Origin of the sequence: Gardnerella sp. DNF00753 (genome assembly GCF_049244275.1) — a bacterium.
Lineage (GTDB): Bacteria > Actinomycetota > Actinomycetes > Actinomycetales > Bifidobacteriaceae > Bifidobacterium > Bifidobacterium greenwoodii.
The window spans coordinates 1,107,803-1,125,183 of record NZ_CP058393.1 but is presented as its reverse complement, the minus strand read 5'-3'; the positions used below and the strand labels follow the sequence as shown (position 1 = coordinate 1,125,183).

Annotated in this window: 14 protein-coding genes; 13 read left to right on the top strand and 1 reads right to left on the bottom strand. The window is 43.0% G+C overall.

The window, feature by feature from the left end:
- The first annotated feature begins 312 nt into the window (after positions 1 to 312).
- On the top strand, positions 313 to 1,392 hold the full coding sequence (locus HXT33_RS04650; protein ID WP_421786759.1) for a CAP domain-containing protein: 1,080 nt from the start codon (positions 313 to 315) through the stop codon (positions 1,390 to 1,392).
- An 80-nt stretch (positions 1,393 to 1,472) separates the two neighbouring features.
- On the opposite strand, the gene HXT33_RS04645 is transcribed toward HXT33_RS04650, so the two are convergent.
- Positions 1,473 to 3,602, bottom strand: coding sequence for a M13 family metallopeptidase (locus HXT33_RS04645; RefSeq protein ID WP_421786757.1), 2,130 nt, complete (start codon positions 3,600 to 3,602; stop codon positions 1,473 to 1,475).
- A 102-nt stretch (positions 3,603 to 3,704) separates the two neighbouring features.
- Here HXT33_RS04645 and map point away from each other — a divergent pair, with 102 nt between their 5' ends.
- From map to glmS, 12 genes are all read left to right on the top strand, one after another.
- Complete coding sequence (map, locus tag HXT33_RS04640) at positions 3,705 to 4,478, top strand: type I methionyl aminopeptidase (protein WP_004108441.1); 774 nt, start codon at positions 3,705 to 3,707, stop codon at positions 4,476 to 4,478.
- An 80-nt stretch (positions 4,479 to 4,558) separates the two neighbouring features.
- Entirely contained in the window at positions 4,559 to 5,701 is a 1,143-nt protein-coding gene (gene prfB, locus HXT33_RS04635) for a peptide chain release factor 2 (protein WP_004136941.1), read from the top strand.
- Positions 5,702 to 5,770: 69 nt separating this feature from the next.
- Positions 5,771 to 7,135: a cell division ATP-binding protein FtsE gene (gene ftsE / locus HXT33_RS04630; RefSeq protein ID WP_421786754.1), complete on the top strand. Its 1,365-nt coding sequence runs from the start codon at positions 5,771 to 5,773 to the stop codon at positions 7,133 to 7,135.
- Positions 7,135 to 8,058 (top strand): permease-like cell division protein FtsX, encoded by a 924-nt coding sequence (ftsX, locus tag HXT33_RS04625; RefSeq protein WP_004129488.1) that lies wholly within the window; start codon positions 7,135 to 7,137, stop codon positions 8,056 to 8,058. The genes ftsE and ftsX overlap by 1 nt, the downstream gene beginning before the upstream one ends.
- Positions 8,059 to 8,168: 110 nt before the next feature.
- On the top strand, positions 8,169 to 9,569 hold the full coding sequence (locus tag HXT33_RS04620) for a CHAP domain-containing protein (RefSeq protein WP_415700118.1): 1,401 nt from the start codon (positions 8,169 to 8,171) through the stop codon (positions 9,567 to 9,569).
- A gap of 128 nt (positions 9,570 to 9,697) precedes the next feature.
- Positions 9,698 to 10,186: an SsrA-binding protein SmpB gene (smpB, locus tag HXT33_RS04615; RefSeq protein WP_421786752.1), complete on the top strand. Its 489-nt coding sequence runs from the start codon at positions 9,698 to 9,700 to the stop codon at positions 10,184 to 10,186.
- A 203-nt stretch (positions 10,187 to 10,389) separates the two neighbouring features.
- The gene (locus HXT33_RS04610; RefSeq protein ID WP_421786750.1) at positions 10,390 to 11,301 is read left to right on the top strand and encodes an ABC transporter substrate-binding protein; all 912 of its coding nucleotides are present in this window, start codon (positions 10,390 to 10,392) and stop codon (positions 11,299 to 11,301) included.
- Between the two features lie 139 nt (positions 11,302 to 11,440).
- Positions 11,441 to 12,469, top strand: a complete 1,029-nt coding sequence (locus HXT33_RS04605; RefSeq protein WP_421786748.1) for an amino acid ABC transporter permease — start codon at positions 11,441 to 11,443, stop codon at positions 12,467 to 12,469.
- A 78-nt stretch (positions 12,470 to 12,547) separates the two neighbouring features.
- The gene (locus HXT33_RS04600; RefSeq protein WP_421786746.1) at positions 12,548 to 13,342 is read left to right on the top strand and encodes an amino acid ABC transporter ATP-binding protein; all 795 of its coding nucleotides are present in this window, start codon (positions 12,548 to 12,550) and stop codon (positions 13,340 to 13,342) included.
- A gap of 171 nt (positions 13,343 to 13,513) precedes the next feature.
- Positions 13,514 to 14,491, top strand: coding sequence for an ABC transporter substrate-binding protein (locus HXT33_RS04595; RefSeq protein WP_004129448.1), 978 nt, complete (start codon positions 13,514 to 13,516; stop codon positions 14,489 to 14,491).
- Between the two features lie 49 nt (positions 14,492 to 14,540).
- The gene (locus HXT33_RS04590) at positions 14,541 to 15,437 is read left to right on the top strand and encodes an amino acid ABC transporter permease (protein ID WP_410313615.1); all 897 of its coding nucleotides are present in this window, start codon (positions 14,541 to 14,543) and stop codon (positions 15,435 to 15,437) included.
- A gap of 9 nt (positions 15,438 to 15,446) precedes the next feature.
- Positions 15,447 to 17,354: a glutamine--fructose-6-phosphate transaminase (isomerizing) gene (glmS, locus tag HXT33_RS04585; RefSeq protein ID WP_421786744.1), complete on the top strand. Its 1,908-nt coding sequence runs from the start codon at positions 15,447 to 15,449 to the stop codon at positions 17,352 to 17,354.
- The last annotated feature ends 27 nt before the right edge of the window (positions 17,355 to 17,381 follow it).

The window sequence follows — 17,381 nt, the reverse complement described above, 5'->3', positions numbered from 1 at the left end:
CATAGTCCTTTCACAAATTGGACTGCAGCCATTTCAGCCCCGAAATACAGAGCCATCATTGCCTCTGAGCTTCGCAGCCACGAGGAAATGCCGCAGTAATAACAACTATGAACTTTGCGCAACAACTTTGCCAGCAAACTTTTCTATTGTGGTTAAAACCTAGGTTTTATCCACAATGTAATTAATCTCTTGACTACAACAAAATATTTAGTAAATGCTCCGCAATTATCTGCACATGCGTAATAATTCCTCGTCGCAGGGTAGTATTGAGCGAACGTATTGAAAATATTGAATGCAGTGAAGAAGATATTTATGGTGGAAAGTAATCAGCAATATGCGAAGCATAAATCTAATATGCGCATAAGTTGGGTTAGTATCCTTGTTATTTCGGCTGTATGCCTAGCTGCGTGCGCAATATCGCAAAATTTTGCTGATTTTACTTTAGAAAATTCTAAGTCGTATCATCAGGCGTATCATCAGGCTTATCATCAGGCGTATAATCGCGAATATCATCACGAATATCATCAGAATCCAATAATTCAAACAACTAATTTTGCTTCTTCTGCATCTTTTATTCAGTCGAGTAATGTAGCGCGTTACGTTCTTTCTTCTATTCGAAACGCAAGATCTAGGCTTTACGATGATCGCAGCACGTATTTTAATGGCGTTCCTTTGCAAGATTACGTGAGCCGCTCAGGTCTTACTAAAGAAGCGTATGTTAATAATATTCAGTACGATTCTGAAAATGAAGAGGATGCTTTCCGTCGCGCGCAAGAAACCGCTCAGCATGGGCAGTTTGGCCATTTTGGTCCAGATGGTGTTAGTGAGCCTGATTACACTGGCCGAAAGGCGTGGGGTGAAAATTTAAGTTGGGGTGTGGATCTTGCTGGTTCTATGCAATTGTGGATTCAAGATGAAGAGTCGGCTTTGCGTGCAACCGGTGGAAGTTTTAACGAAGATAATGGTCATTTGTATCAGATTTTGAATCCTAGCAATATTTCTTTCGGTTACGGAGAATCTTCGGGCGGCCCTTATGGTGTTGTTGGAGCGTTGACACTGTCGGAATATAACGGTGATGTTGATTATCCGGATGGAAAGATTGGCCCAGAATCTCCCGAAGCGCAAAAAAAGCGTGCTGAAGAGGAGCGAAAGAAGAAGGAAGAGCAGAAGCGTAAAGACGAGGAAGCTAAGAAGAAAAAAGCTTTGGCTAAAAAGAAGCATTTGAAGCATAAGCATCATAAAAAGTTGGCGAAAGCTATGAAGAAAAATGCTTCAGCATATAAATTTATTGTGATTATTTCTGTGATTTTAAGCGTGCTGGTTTTGTGCGCAATTGCAGTGGTGGCTTGGATTTTCTTAAAACGAAGGATGATTTCTAAAAATAGTAAATAATAAGCCTGCAAACGTTTATTAAGCGTCTGCAGGCTTCTAGTTTTTTTAACTTTTTGACTTATTTGCTTTTTATTCGCAACTTACCAAATGTGCACGCGCTCAACAGGGTCGAGCCACATTTCGTCGCCTTCTTTAACGCTGAAAGCATCGTAGAACAAGTCCACGTTTCGAGCAATTCCGTTAGTGCGGCATTCGGCTGGGGAGTGCGGGTCTATTTGAAGCAGCTGCTCAGCAATCTCGTTACGAGCTTTGGAACGCCATACCAACGCGTAGCTTAAGAAGAATCGTTGCAAAGCAGTGAAACCATCAATCTTAGGAGCGTTACGCAAAGTTTCGCGAATTGCGTCGTCGCTTCCGTCAATCTCTCGTCCTTCGCTCTTTTGCAAAGCAAAAGCGTAAGCTTTAAGCGCAATAGTTACGCCGCTTAAATCGCCAATATTTTCGCCGATTGTTAAAGCGCCGTTTACGTGAGGCATCGCATTGCGCTCTTCTTTGCTCTTCAAGTGAGAGTATTTAACAATAAGTTGCGTTGGCGTAAAAGCATTGTATTGCTCAATAAGCTTTTTAGTGCGCTCAGCAAAGTTGGCTTTGTCTTCTTCAGTCCACCAATTGTTAAGCATGCCGTCGCCGTCGTATTCGCAACCTTGGTCGTCAAAACCGTGGCCGATTTCGTGGCCAATCACTGCACCAATAGCGCCATAATTTGCTGCGTCTGGAGCGCTCGGGTTAAAGAATGGTGGTTGCAAAATTGCAGCTGGGAACACGATTACGTTAAGCAACGGATCGTAGTAAGCGTTCACAGTTTGCGGAGTCATCTGCCATTCTTCGCGATCCACAGGCTTTCCAGCTTTCGCAGTATTCTTACCAAATCCAAATCGATAAACTTCGCGCATATTTTCAACTAAACCAGCGTCTTCCTTAATATTCAACGCAGAATAGTCAACCCAATGATTCGTGTAACCAATATTCGGCTCAAACTTGCTAAGCTTTTCCAAAGCCTTCGCTTTAGTCTCCTCGCCAAGCCAGCTGCTGTGCGAAATCGACTCGCGGTAAGCGTTAATAAGATTGTTAACTAATTCCTGCATATACTTTTTAGAAGACTCAGGGAAGTGCAATCGCACGTATTCTAAGCCAACTTCTTCGCCGCAAGAATCGTCAACAACTCCCACTGCGCGCTTCCAACGGTCGCGCTGCTTTGTTGCACCAGAAAGCACTTTGCCGTAGAAGTCGAATCGCGCTTGTGCAAAATCTTCACTAAGTAAGCTTGCCCAGCGCAAAATCACGTGCACGCGCGCCCAAAGCTTTAAATCTTCTAAGTCGGCTTCTTGCCAAATCTTATTTAAACCTTCAATAAAGCTTGGCTCGTGAACTACAACTTTGTTAAAAGCTTCACGAAGGTTGATTGGCTGATTTGTTGCTTCTTCGCAAGTATCGTACGCTTTTTGAGTAGCGTCTAAGAAAGCGTCGAGATTGAGCGCTTCAAGCGTTTTTGCTAAATCAGCATAATTGTAAGGATTATAGGTTTTTTGAGAATCGCGAGTTGCTACGTTATCCCAATGCTTGCTTGCAATCTGCGTTTCAACATTCAAGAAACGCTCGGCTTGCGCTTGTGTAGTAGTTGCGTCTCCGTAGCCTGCTAAGCGCAGCAAAGAAGCTACCATTTTTACGTATTCATTGCGAATTGGAGCATAATTGTCTTCGCGATAGTACGCTTCGTCTGGCAAGCCTAATCCCGACTGCTCAATATGCATAATATTCGTCTTAGGATCCTTAGGATCTCCGTAAACGCCAAAATAGAACATTGCGTCCGGTCCGCCGTAAGGGTTAAGCGTGCCGAGAGTGCGAACCAAATCTTCCTTGCTGCAAGCTTTATCTACAGCGTCTAGATCGCCCTTAATTGGCGTAATCCCAGCTTTTTCAATAGCTGCAGTATCCAAATAGTTGCGGTACAAAGTTTGCGACTTTTTAGCTGAGCAATCTTCGCTTTCTAAAATATCTCGAATTTGCGTCTCTGCATCTTCTGCAAGCTTGTGGAAAGCACCAAACATTGGGCGGTCGTCTGGAAGAGTGTAAGTGTCAATCCAAGGGCCGTTTACGTAACGGAACAAGTCGTCTTGTGGACGAATAACCGACGAGAAGGAAGCTGGATCAAAATCTACAGCAGAAATTTCCTTCTGTGATTCTTTATTATTTTCATTGTTATTAAGCATGAATTTAGCTTACAAGTATTAAGCGACACTATTAGCTAGTATTTTCGCAATATTTTCGCCATATTTTGCGCTATTTTCGTGCCTGCGCGTTAGTCTTGAAGCATGATTGAACTGAAAACTCCATCTGAAATTGAAGCGATGAAACCTGCAGGTCGCTTCGTCGGTAGTATTCTTAAAGACTTAAAAGCAATGACCAAAGTTGGCACGAATCTTCTTGAAATTGATGACTTCGTTCGTCAACGCATTATGAGCCGCAAAGGTGCGTCTTCTTGCTATGTTGATTACGCTCCTGATTTTGGAACTGGTCCTTTTGCGCACTACATTTGCACTTCTGTAAATGATGCTGTTCTTCACGGAGTTCCATACGATTACAATCTTAAAGACGGCGATTTGCTAACTCTTGATTTGGCAATTAACGTCGACGGTTGGGTTGGAGATTCCGCTATTAGTTTCGTGGTTGGAAAGCATGCAGATCCTGAGGATTTGCGATTGATTAAGTGCACTGAGGAAGCGCTGGAGGCAGGCATTAACATGGCTCAGCCTGGAAACCGTCTTGGCGATATTTCTGCAGCTGTTGGTTGTGTTGCTCACGAGTATGGTTACAGTGTAAACCTTGAGTTTGGCGGTCACGGAGTCGGTCATATTATGCACGGCGATCCGCACGTTCCTAACGATGGCACTGCTCACCATGGCTACAAGCTTCGCCCAGGTCTTGTAATTGCAATTGAGCCATGGTTCTTAAAGACTACTGACGAAATTTACCAGGATCCTAAGGATGGTTGGACTCTTCGTTCTGCTGATGGTTCTCGTGGCGCTCACAGCGAGCATACGATTGCAATTACGGAGAATGGTCCTGAGATTTTGACCGTACGCTAGACTTATAAATAGTTGATTTTGTAAGTATTTTGCGAATAGTAATTGCGTAAAACAGGTATGTAAAGAGGTACTTTAAGTAAATGGCGGAATTTGATTTTGCACAGGCGCTACGCGATGTTGAATCAAAGTATGCTTCGATTGTGAAGGCTTTAGACGTTGATTCGTTGAAAGTTACGATTGCTGATTTAGAAAAGCAGGCTGCAGAGCCTGGGCTTTGGGATGATTCTGAGCATGCTCAGCAGGTTACGAGTAAGCTTTCTGCAGCTCAGTCTCAGTTGAAGCGTTTGCAAGCTGTAGATCAGCGCATTGAGGATACTAAGACTTTAATTGAGCTTGGCCAAGAAGAAGGCGATGCTGATTCTATGAGTGAGGCTCAAGATGAGCTTGGCTCTATTGCTCACGAGTTGGACGATATGGAAGTTCAGACTCTTCTTGACGGCGAATATGATGCTCGTTCTGCGGTTGTTACGATTCGTTCTGGTGCGGGCGGTGTGGATGCTGCTGATTTTGCTCAAATGCTTCTTCGTATGTACTTGCGTTGGGCTGAGCGAAACGGCTATAAAACTAAGATGATGGACACGTCTTATGCGGAAGAAGCTGGTATTAAATCTGCTACTTTCCAAGTGGATGCCCCGTACGCGTATGGTCGCCTTTCTGTAGAGGGCGGCACTCACAGAATGGTTCGTATTTCGCCATTTGACAATCAAGGACGTCGTCAAACCGGCTTTAGCGCAGTGGAAGTGATCCCTTTGGTTGAAGCTACGGATCATATTGATATTCCAGATTCCGACATTCGCGTGGATACTTTCCAGGCTTCAGGTCCTGGCGGTCAGGGCGTGAACACTACGTATTCTGCTGTTCGTATTACGCATTTGCCAACAGGCTTGGTTGTTTCTATGCAAGATGAGCGCAGTCAGATTCAAAACCGCGCAGCTGCAATGGCTGTTTTGCAGTCGCGTTTGCTTGTGCTTAAGCACGCTGAGGAAGCTGCTAAAAAGAAGGAGCTTGCTGGAGATATTAAGGCAAGCTGGGGAGACCAGATGCGCTCCTACGTTCTTCACCCGTACCAAATGGTGAAGGATTTGCGCACTGGCTACGAAACTTCACAAACTCAAGCTGTTTTTGACGGTGATATTGACGGTTTTATTGAAGCTGGCATTCGTTGGCGTCACGAGCAGCGAGTTGCGGCTCAAAAAGAAGCTGAAAAAGAAGCAGAAAAATAATCTTAAACTAAAGCTAAATCTAGAACTAAAAACCAATAATTACACATAATCTTCGGAAGGATTGAAACAATGTCGCTGATTTCATTAGATCATGTGTCAAAAATATATCCGAGAGGTACGCGCCCTGCACTAGGCGATGTGTCTTTGCATGTTGATCGCGGAGATTTTGTGTTTCTTGTTGGTGCTTCTGGCTCTGGCAAAACCACATTGCTTAGTTTGCTGCTTCGCGAAGAAGAAGCAAATGGTGGGGAAATTCACGTTGCTGGTAACGATTTGCGCAGACTTTCTAACCGTCAGGTTCCGCAGTATCGCAGATCTCTTGGATTTATTTTCCAAGATTATAAGCTGCTTAATAATAAAACGGTTTATCAAAATGTTGCTTTTGCTTTGGAAGTAATCGGCACTAGTAGAGCGACTATTCGCTCGCTTGTGCCTCGCGTGCTAGAAACTGTTGGCTTAACTGGTAAGGAAAATAACTATCCGCATGAGCTTTCTGGTGGTGAGGCTCAGCGTGTGGCTATTGCGCGCGCGTATGTAAATCATCCTCAAATTATTCTTGCAGATGAGCCTACTGGTAATTTGGATCCAACTACTTCTCTTGGAATTATGGAAGTTTTGGATGCTATTAACCGAACTGGCACAACAATTGTTATGGCTACGCATAATGAGGAGATTGTGAACTCAATGCGTAAGCGCGTTGTTGAGCTTCACGAGGGTAAGATTGTTCGAGATGAGCGAGAAGGCTCTTACGATTCTGCTCTTTACTTCCCGGATTCAGATGTTGAACAAAAGTCTAAAGCTCAGCAGTCTGTTGAAAAAAATAGTGAAGAGGCTGAAATTTCAGCTTCAAGCAATCAGCCTGAAAATACGGAACGTCATAAGCGACTTTCTAAAAAAGCTCAACGTGCGGAGCAGGCTCGTGAAACTGTTGATATTGTTACGCAATCTCTTCAAAGTGACACGGCAGAAAATGATGGTATTGCACGCCTTGCTCAGTCTGTTCATTCTGGAAGGACTGGCCGTTACGGTGAAGTGTTCCAGTCTTTGGAAACAACAATGACTTGGGGACGCGGGTTGATTTCTACAAACTATGAAGACGTTGGAGAGGATGTTTCAGAAGTTGAGATTTCGGAAGATAATAAAGAATCCGCTGAATCTGCAGAAACTGTTGAATCCACTGAATCTCATGAAACTCATGAATCTACTGAAAATTCTGAAGTGAGTGAAAAATCGCAATCTGAAACTAGCGAGGAGTCGCAATCTGTAGCAGAAAATCATTCACAATCTGATTCTGAATCTGAGAGTAAGTCTCAGCTCCCTCCTATGCCTCCAGCTCCACCTAAGCCATCTGTTGCGGCTGCAAATACTAATAATGAGAACATTAGTGTTGACGATAGCAATAATGACACTAATAAAACTGAAGGAGCAGAGTAATGCGTTTAAGATTCATTTTTTCCGAAACATGCATTAGTTTACGCCGTAACGTTTCAATGATTCTTTCCGTTATGCTCGTAACTTTTATTTCCTTCCTTTTTATTGGTGCTTCTGTGTTAATGCAGGCTCAAATCACTAAAGCTAAGGGCGACTGGTACGACAAGGTTGAGGTTGTTGCATGGCTTTGCCCAGATGGAACTAGCCAATCTCCATCCTGTGCTTCTGGAAAAGCTCCAACAAACGCTGAAATAGTAAAACTTGAGCATGTTATTCACCAAGAATTAGGCGACGACGTTTCAAATATTACCTACGTAAGTCGTAACGAATTTTATAAAAATACCTTCCTAAAGCAGTATCCTAACGGAATGTATCAGGGTAGAACTCTTACCGCCGCAGATATGCAGGATTCGCTTCGCTTAAAACTTACTAATCCTATGAAATACCAGGTTGTTTCGGAAGTTCTTTCTGGGCGAGATGGTGTGGAAGAGGTTGTTGATCAGCGACAAATTTTCGACCCTGTTTTCAGTGTTCTTAATAGAGCTACAGTAGTTACGATTGTTCTTGCTGCAGTTATGGTTGTTGTGGCCATTATGCTTACAGGCACTACAATTCGTATGTCTGCAGCGAGCCGCCGTCAAGAAACTGAGATTATGCGCTTAGTTGGTGCTTCTAACTGGACTATTCGCATGCCGTTTATTCTTGAAGGTGCTTTCGCTTCCTTCGCTGGATCTTTGCTTGCGGGCGCGGCATTAAGCTTGGTTGTAAAAGTGTTTGTAACTGATTGGCTTGCGCAAAATGTTCGTTGGATGCCGTTTATAACGCAGTCTACTGTGTGGTTGTGTGTTCCAATGCTTGTTGCTGGAGCTGTTGTGCTTTCTGTAGTAGCTTCTGCTATTGCTTTAAGACGATACTTAAAGGCGTAAGTTAAATTATTTGCGTAAAAAATTCAAAAAAACTAAAAAATTTAGAAAAACTCGCGTGATTCCTTACTTAACGCTATAATTCGCATTAGTAACGTGGAAAGGGAAGTAATATGAGCGTAACTCGACGTAGCGTGTACAATAGGCACAATCGTATAATAGTTAGCTTGGTTGTTTCCGTTGCTATGCTGCTTAGTGGCGTTGTTGGCTCGTTATTAACTGCTGATACTGCTAGCGCTGTTAATATGAACGAATACAGGCGTAAAGTGCAGAGGAACGAGAATCTAAAGCGTCAGCTTGCTGGTGTTAATAAGCAGCTGGCAAAGAAGATTCTTGAGCTTAATGATTTGAATGAGCGTCAAATTCCAGGCCAGGTTCGTGCAGCTCAGCAGGCTGAAGAGCAGGCTGCTCAAGCGCGTAGTCTTGCAGAATCTACTCAGCAAAGATTAGAGTCTGCTCAAAAAGATAAGCGCGATTTGGAAGAAAAAATTAAGAAAACTGGCGCCGATTTTGACGATGCAAAAGCTGCTGTAGCTCAACTTGCTCGTAAGAGTTTCCACGGTTCTCAAGCCTCCGATGTTATGAATATCGTTACGAAGTCAACAACTACTGAGCAGTTTGTTGGAAAACTTCAGTCTGAAGCTGCAGTTGCTCGTAGCGAGGCAAACGCTGCAAATGATGCTGCAGTTAAATTAAATACTTCTATGAATCGTCGTCAGCGTTTGGCTGCTATTGAAACGGAAATCGCAAAACTTAAGCAGCAGGCCGATACTCAGGCTCAAAGCGCGCAGATTGCTGCTAAAGCTGCTAATGATCGCAGAAAGTCGTTGCAAGATTTGCGAGATCAGGGCGAAAATATTCGTAAGCAGCTTGAAAGTCAAAAAAGTAGTTTAACTACTCAGTCTGCTCGTGAAGCTGCAGAAATTGTGGCAATGAAGTCTGCTATTGACGCTCAGGCTCGCGCTCTTGCAAACAAGTCATTTGCTCGCGCTGATCCTAACGCTGGAAATCGTCAGCAGGTTAGGGGAGCTGGAACTAATGCTTCTTTGCCTCCAATGCAGCTTTCCGATGGTGCTGCTAACGGCATGAATTACACTGTTCCTGGCAATTGCCCTGAAGGAGCTAAGTTCTGCTACGGTCATAATACTGGCAATTCTGTTGGCGGTTCTGCTTATCCTGCTCGTCAGTGCACATTGTGGGCTTATTTGCGTAGGTCTCAGCTTGGTTTGCCAGTTGGATCGTATATGGGTAATGGTGCCGAGTGGGCGAATACTGGTCGTCGATTAGGGTATTTAGTTAATCGTACTCCACACGTTGGTGCTGTTATGGTGTTTGCTCGCGGCCAGCGCGTTGGCAACTGGACTGCAGACTGGCAGTATGGTCACGTTGCTGTTGTTGAGCGTGTTAATGCGGATGGTTCAGTGCTTATTTCTGAAGGCGGCACCGGATTCTCAACATTCCCAGCGTACGAAACTATTTACAATCCAGGCGACTACGAGTACGTGCATTATTAAAGTTCATAAGACGCGTACAAGTAGTTTGTGCGTGTCTTAAAAATAAGCTTGAAGACTCAAGTGCGCTTGTCATAAGATAGAAGTCTTATGGCAAGTTTTGTTTGTGGTCTTAGTATTGGAGGGGAGTTATGGCAAATAAACCTGCTCAAGATGGTACGGTCACTGTAGCTCAAAATCGTAAGGCTCATCATGACTACGCTATTGAAGATTGCTACGAAGCTGGTCTTGCTCTTACCGGAACGGAAGTTAAGTCCTTGCGCGAAGGTCGAGCCTCTTTAGCGGAATCTTTTGTAAATATTGATCGTCGCGGTGAAATGTGGCTTGAGGGGGCTAATATTCCTGAGTATTTGAACGGTACTTGGAATAATCATGCGCCAAAGCGTAAACGCAAGCTGCTTCTTCATGCGGCTCAAATAGCTAAACTTTCTAGGCAGACTGAAGCAAAAGGATATACTGTAGTTCCGTTGCGCCTGTATTTTAAGGGAAGCTATGTGAAAGTTGAGATTGCTTTGGCGCGCGGTAAGAAGGAATTTGATAAGCGCGAGGCCTTGCGTGAGGAGCAAGATAAGCGCGAGGCTTTGCGTGCTATGCGTTACCGTAATTTGCGCGCTAAATAATCATCTCAACGCGACACGCCACATATTATACATTATTGCGAATAATATGCGTCATATTTTTTCAGGAAGTCAACTATTTTGCTAATAAGCAGTATGTTTATTTCAGTATATACACTATTTTGCATAAATAGTTGTGAAAATAGTAGGGTTATCGTGTATAGTTATACGCATCACTGAAAATTATTAGATTTACGGAGAAGAAAATGTTCAAATCAATTAAGCCTATTGCTGCCGTTGCTTCTTTAGTTTTGATTGGCACTATTGCCGCCTGCGGTCCTGCTGATTCCAAGCAGAATGCAGATCCAGACGTTGCCAGAAGCTACGACGTAAGCAATGTTCAAAAAGATGATGCAGTAGCAGCTTTGGTACCAAAAGCAGTAGCTAAAACAGGCGAGCTTGTTGTTGGTGTAAACGTTAGCTATGCTCCTGCCGAATTCTTCGCTGCTGACGGCAAAACACCAGTCGGTTACGAAATTGATTTTTCTAAAGCTTTGGCAAAGGTTATGGGCTTGAATGCTAAGATTGTTCACGCTCAATTCGACTCCATTATTCCTGCAATCGGCAGCAAGTATAACGTCGGTATTTCCGGTTTTACTGTTAATGCTGAACGTATGAAGTCCGTTGACTTTGTTACTTACGCAAACGCTGGCTTGTCTTTCGAAGTGCGTAAAGGAAATCCTACTAAGGTAGACACAAAGAATCTTTGCGGCAAAAAAGTAACTGTGGAAACCGGCACAGTTGGCGAGCCTATTATGGAAGAAGCTAAAAAGAAGTGCGCTGCGAATAACGATAAGCCTCTTGAAATCATGAGCTTCAAAGAGCAGACTGACGCAACTACCGCTCTTCTTTCTGGTCGTGCAGACGTTATGTATGCAGATACTCCAGTAGCTGGTTACGCTGCTATTAAGAACGCTGGAAAGCTTGAAATTCTTGAAAACAGCAAGGATGCAGAGCCAATGGGTGCTGCTGTTAAGAAGGGCGATGCTGCAATGCTTAAGGCTGTTAAGGCTGGCATTGATAAGCTTATGAAGTCCGGAATTTACAAGGATATTTTGAAGAAGTGGGGCGTTGAAAACGTTGCTATTAAGGAAGCTGTAGTTAATCCTAAGCTTTAATAAGCTTTGATAAGCTTTGAACTAAGCTTTAGTAGCATCTTAATCTCACTTATTTCTATGCAAATTTACCGTTTATAACATTAAATGGTAAATTTGCATTACTTTATATAATTTATAAATATTCATATAAACGAAAACTATGGAGAATATGTTGAACTCTTTAACCGCGAACTCTTCTGACGCTAATTTTTCTGACTCAAGCTCTAGTGCAGTTCAAGCTGAACGTATTTTGCCTGTTAAAAAGCCTGGACCTATTATTGCCGGCATAATCGTAGCAGTAATTGCATGCTCGCTACTATATGGAATTGTTACAAATCCTCGCTTTGAGTGGGATGTTGTAGGCATATATTTGATTAGCAATAACGTTTTTTATGGCATTGGTTGGACTCTTCTTTTGACTTTGCTTGCTATGGTTATTGCGATTGTGTTGGCTGTTGGTTTGGCTATGATGCGTAAGAGTGTTAACCCGGTTTTGCGCGGGTGTGCTTGGTTCTTTATTTGGTTTTTCCGTGGTACGCCTGTTTATACGCAGCTTGTTTTTTGGGGTATGTTTGCGGTTCTTGTTCCTAAGTTGAGTTTGGGTATTCCGTTTACTTCTGTGGAGTTTTTCTCTATTGATTCTAATGTTGTTATGACTTCTCTTACGGCTGCGGTTGTTGGTTTGTCTTTGAATGAGGCTGCGTATTTGTCTGAGATTGTTCGTGCTGGTTTGGAGGCTGTTGATGCTGGTCAGGTTGAGGCTTCTAAGGCTTTGGGTATGTCTCGTTCTTTGATGATGCGTCGTGTGATTCTTCCTCAGGCTATGCGTATTATTGTTCCGCCTTTGGGTAATGAGACTATTGGTATGCTTAAGACTACTTCTTTGGTTTTGGCTGTGCCTTTTACTCTTGAGCTTCAGTTTGCTACGAATGCTATTGCGAATCGTATTTATAAGCCGATTCCGCTTCTTCTTGTTGCTAGTATTTGGTATTTGGTTATTACTTCTGTGTTGATGGTGTTGCAGTCTATGTTAGAAAAGCATTTCGGCAAAGGCTTCGAAGCACGAGATATTGTAAAACATGCGCAATTAGACACAGATGCGGATCAGCGCGGCGACAAATCTTTGCACGCTAAGCAGAAAAATGTTAAAGGGCGTAACGACGCGGCTATGTTGGGCTTTAACGCCTAGTGGTAGCATTGCTTCATATACGAAATTTTGGTGAATAACATGAGTAATACTTTAGAAAATTACAATGAGGGAGCGAATATGACTATTAAAAATAACGAAAGCAATCTTCCCGCAGTAATCTTAAGCAACGTACAGAAATCATTCGGTAGTCTTAGCGTATTAAAAAATATTAATATAACCGTTAATCCTGGCACGGTAACTGTTATTTTAGGACCTTCCGGATCGGGTAAATCAACCTTATTGCGCTTAATTAATCAGCTTGAAACTCTTAGTGCTGGAAGTATTAGCATTTATGGCGAGCGCATTGGTGTAAAAAAGGTAACGCATAAAGGCGAGGAATGTCTTCAAGCTCTTAGCGATAAAGAGATTTCTAAGCAGCGTTCGAAGCTTGGAATGGTTTTCCAGCGTTTTAACTTATTCCCTCATATGACGGCATTGGAAAATGTTATGGAAGCTCCTGTTCACGTGTTGGGAATGAGTAAGCAGGAAGCTAACGATTTAGCAATTGAAGAGCTTAAACGAGTAGGCATGGCTGAGCGAATGAATCATTATCCTGCTGAGCTTTCTGGCGGCCAGCAGCAGCGTGTGGCTATTGCGCGCGCTCTTGCTATGAAGCCGGAAATTATGCTGTTTGATGAGCCGACTTCTGCTCTTGATCCTGAGCTTGTTGGTGAAGTTTTGAATGTTATGCGAAATCTTGCAAAAGATGGTATGACAATGATTGTTGTAACGCACGAAATTGGTTTTGCGCGTGAAGTTGCAGATCAAGTAGTATTTATGGATGATGGAATGGTTGTAGAGTGCGGAACTGCTGATATTATTGACAATCCGCAAACTAATCGTTTCAAAGATTTCTTGCATCACGTGCTTTAAAACTTTTACGAAGCTTTTATGAAGCTCCTAAAAGCCGCAGTAAAGTTGCAGTAAAGCCGCAGTAAAGACGCAGTAAATCTTTTATAAAATTCAAAAGAATAGCACCGTATTGCTTTATGATTAGTGGTACAGTTGTGCATGTTCAAGTAGATATAGTTGTTAAGGGATTCTATGATTCAAGCGAATTGCGATGTTAAAAAACTTGATGTGCATCGTAAGAATAAGTGGACATTCTTAGGATCTTCTAGGTGGATGCGCTCTATTGCGGCTTTTGTTTCTGCGACTTTAATAGGATTTTCTGGAGCTTGTGGAACAACCGATGCTGTTGGCCGTGACCCTCTTCTTGACCGCTGTTACAACATTAATAGCATTAAAAAAGATGAAAAAATCGCCTCTCTTCTTCCTAAAAAACTGTTGGAAAAAGGCGAGCTTGTTATGGGAACAAACATTGGTTATGCTCCTGCAGGATTTTACGCCAGAGATGGTAGAACTGTAATCGGTTACGAAATTGATCTTAATAAAGCTTTAGCAAAATTAATGGGCTTAAAACTTACTATTGTGAATGCTCCTTTTGATGCTATCTTGCCTTCTGTTGGCAGCAAATTCGATATAGGTGTTTCTGGTTTTACAGTAAGTAAGGAAAGAGAAAAAGCCGTCGATTTTGTAACGTACGCAAATGCTGGATTGCTGTTTGTTGTTCGTAAAGGAAACCCAACAAAGGTAAGTCTTAATAATTTGTGTGGCAGAAAAGTTTCTGTACAAGTAGGCACTACCAGCGAATCGCAAATGTATAGTGCTAGAGACTTTTGTAAAGCGAGTAAAAATAGTCCTTTAGATGTTCTTGCTTTTAAAGAGCAAACAGATGCAACTACTGCTGTTGTGGCTGGTAGAGCGGATATTATGTACGCCGACACTCCTGTTTCTAGTTTTGCTATTGAGCAAACCGATAATCAGCTTGAGGCCTTGGGAACAAGCAAAGACAAGGCGCTTATGGGCATTATTATGCAAAAAGGTGATAAGCAGCTTGCTCAGGCTGTTAAAGCTGGTATTGAAAAACTTATACAAACTGGAGATTATGAAAAAATCATGAAGTCTTGGGGTGTGGAAGATATTATGGTTAAGCATCCTGAATTAAATCCGAATGTGTGATTTTCTGGTGTCTTCTGATTTTGATTGAGTTTAGAGTAGTATTGTGAATATGTTTTCTAAAAAGAACAACGACGAGCGTATTCTTCCAGTTAAAAAGCCGGGTCCTATTATTGCTGGGGTAATTGTTGCATTAGTGGCCTGCTCTTTACTGTATTCTATAGCGACTAATCGTAGATTTGAGTGGAATATAGTAGCGAAATATATTATTGACGAAAATGTTCTTACTGGTATTGGCTGGACTTTGTGGCTGACTTTGCTTGCTATGGTTATTGCGATTGTGTTGGCTGTTGGTTTGGCTATGATGCGTAAGAGTGTTAACCCGGTTTTGCGCGGGTGTGCTTGGTTCTTTATTTGGTTTTTCCGTGGTACGCCTGTTTATACGCAGCTTGTTTTTTGGGGTATGTTTGCGGTTCTTGTTCCTAAGTTGAGTTTGGGTATTCCGTTTACTTCTGTGGAGTTTTTCTCTATTGATTCTAATGTTGTTATGACTTCTCTTACGGCTGCGGTTGTTGGTTTGTCTTTGAATGAGGCTGCGTATTTGTCTGAGATTGTTCGTGCTGGTTTGGAGGCTGTTGATGCTGGTCAGGTTGAGGCTTCTAAGGCTTTGGGTATGTCTCGTTCTTTGATGATGCGTCGTGTGATTCTTCCTCAGGCTATGCGTATTATTGTTCCGCCTTTGGGTAATGAGACTATTGGTATGCTTAAGACTACTTCTTTGGTTTTGGCTGTGCCTTTTACTCTTGAGCTTCAGTTTGCTACGAATGCTATTGCGAATCGTATTTATAAGCCGATTCCGCTTCTTCTTGTTGCTAGTATTTGGTATTTGGTTATTACTTCTGTGTTGATGGTGTTGCAGTCTATGTTAGAAAAGCATTTCGGCAAAGGCTTCGAAGCGCGAGATTTGACGCGAAGAAAGTACTGCACAAGCCTTGAGGTTGACGTATAATAGAAGATTATGTGTGGAATTGTGGGATATGCGGGTTTTGGCAAGATTTGCGCAAAACCTTTGGAAGTTTGTTTAGGTGGATTAGAGCGTTTAGAGTATCGCGGATATGACTCTTCAGGAGTGGCACTGGTGGCACCCGGAATGAGCAAGGTTGCCGTGCGCAAAAAAGCAGGACGCCTAGCTGTGTTACGAGATGATATTAGTGTGAATCCTATGCCGGAAGCGAGTGCTGCAATAGGTCATACTCGCTGGGCTACGAACGGTGCTCCTTGCGATGCAAACGCGCATCCTCACACAAGTGTTGACGGAAAAATCGCCCTTATTCATAACGGAATTATTGAAAACGCTGTTGTTCTAAAAGAACAGCTTCACGAAGAAGGATACGAATTTTCTTCCCAAACAGACACGGAAGTTGCGGCAAAACTGCTTGGTAAAATCGCAAACGAAATTGTGGAAGAAACCGGTAAAGCAGACTTGTTTACAGCTCTTCGCCGCACTGCAAAAATGCTTAAGGGTGCTTTTACTCTTCTAGCAGTGGATGTTCGTCAGCCTGGTATTGTTGCAGCTGTTCGTCACGATTCTCCGCTTGTTGTGGGTCTTGGTGACGGCGAGTATTTCTTAGGTTCTGATGTTGCGGCTTTTGTGGCTTATACGGATCGTGTTTTAGAAGTTGGCCAAGATCAAGCTGTTTGCATTGGAAATATTGACGAAAGCGGCAAAGCTGGTTTGCTTCTTACTGATTTTGACGGCAAAGTTGTTGAAAATCCTACGTGTTTTACGGTTGACTGGGATGCGTCTGCTGTAGAAAAAGGCGGCTGGGATTCCTTTATGGATAAGGAAATTCATGAAGATCCACACGCTGTTGCAGACACTTTGCGCGGGCGTTTTGACGCTCATGGAAATATTGTTCTTGACGAAGTGCATATTGGCCAAGACGTGTTGCGCGCGATTGACAAAATTATTGTTGTTGCTTGCGGCACGGCAAGTTACGCAGGTTTGGTTGCAAAATATGCGATTGAGCACTGGGTGCGTGTGCCGGTTGAAGTGGAGCTTGCTCACGAGTTTCGCTACCGAGACCCTATTTTGACGCATCGAACATTGGTGGTTGCAATATCGCAGTCTGGCGAAACAATGGATACGCTTATGGCTTTGCGTCACGCGCGCGAGCAGGGAAGTCGTGTGCTTGCAATATGCAATACTCAAGGTTCTAGCATTCCGCGCGAATCTGACGCAGTTCTCTACACTCACGCTGGTCCAGAAATCGCTGTTGCTTCTACTAAAGCTTTTGTTGCACAAATCGTGGCAGCATACATGCTCGGTCTTTATTTGGCACAAGTAAAAGGCACAATGTATCGCGACGAAATCCAGCAAATTGTTGCGCAATTAAAAGCTATGCCAAGTAAAATTCAGAATGTTCTCGACACTCAGTCAGATTCCATTATGAAAGCTGCAGAGCATACGCTTGAAGCTAAGTCTTTCCTATTCTTAGGTCGTCACGTAGGATATCCTGTTGCGTTAGAAGGAGCGCTTAAGCTTAAGGAAATCGCATATACTTTCACAGAAGGTTTTGCAGCCGGTGAGCTTAAACACGGTCCAATCGCGCTTGTTGACGAGGGGGAGCCTGTTGTAGTAATTGTGCCTTCTTCTCGCGGACGCGACATTTTGCACTCAAAAGTAATTTCTGGAATTGAGGAAGTTAAAGCGCGTGGAGCGTTTACTATTGCGGTTGCTGAAGAAGGCGATCCGGATGCTGCAAGATACGCGGATATTGTTTTCTGGCGTCCTGAATGCCCGACTCTTTTAAGCCCGCTTGTTGACGTTGTTGCGTTGCAGTTATTCGCAATGGATATGGCAAAATTAAAGGGTTACGATGTTGATAAGCCTAGAAATCTTGCCAAATCTGTAACTGTAGAATAAAACTTATGGTAACAAAATAGTAGTAGG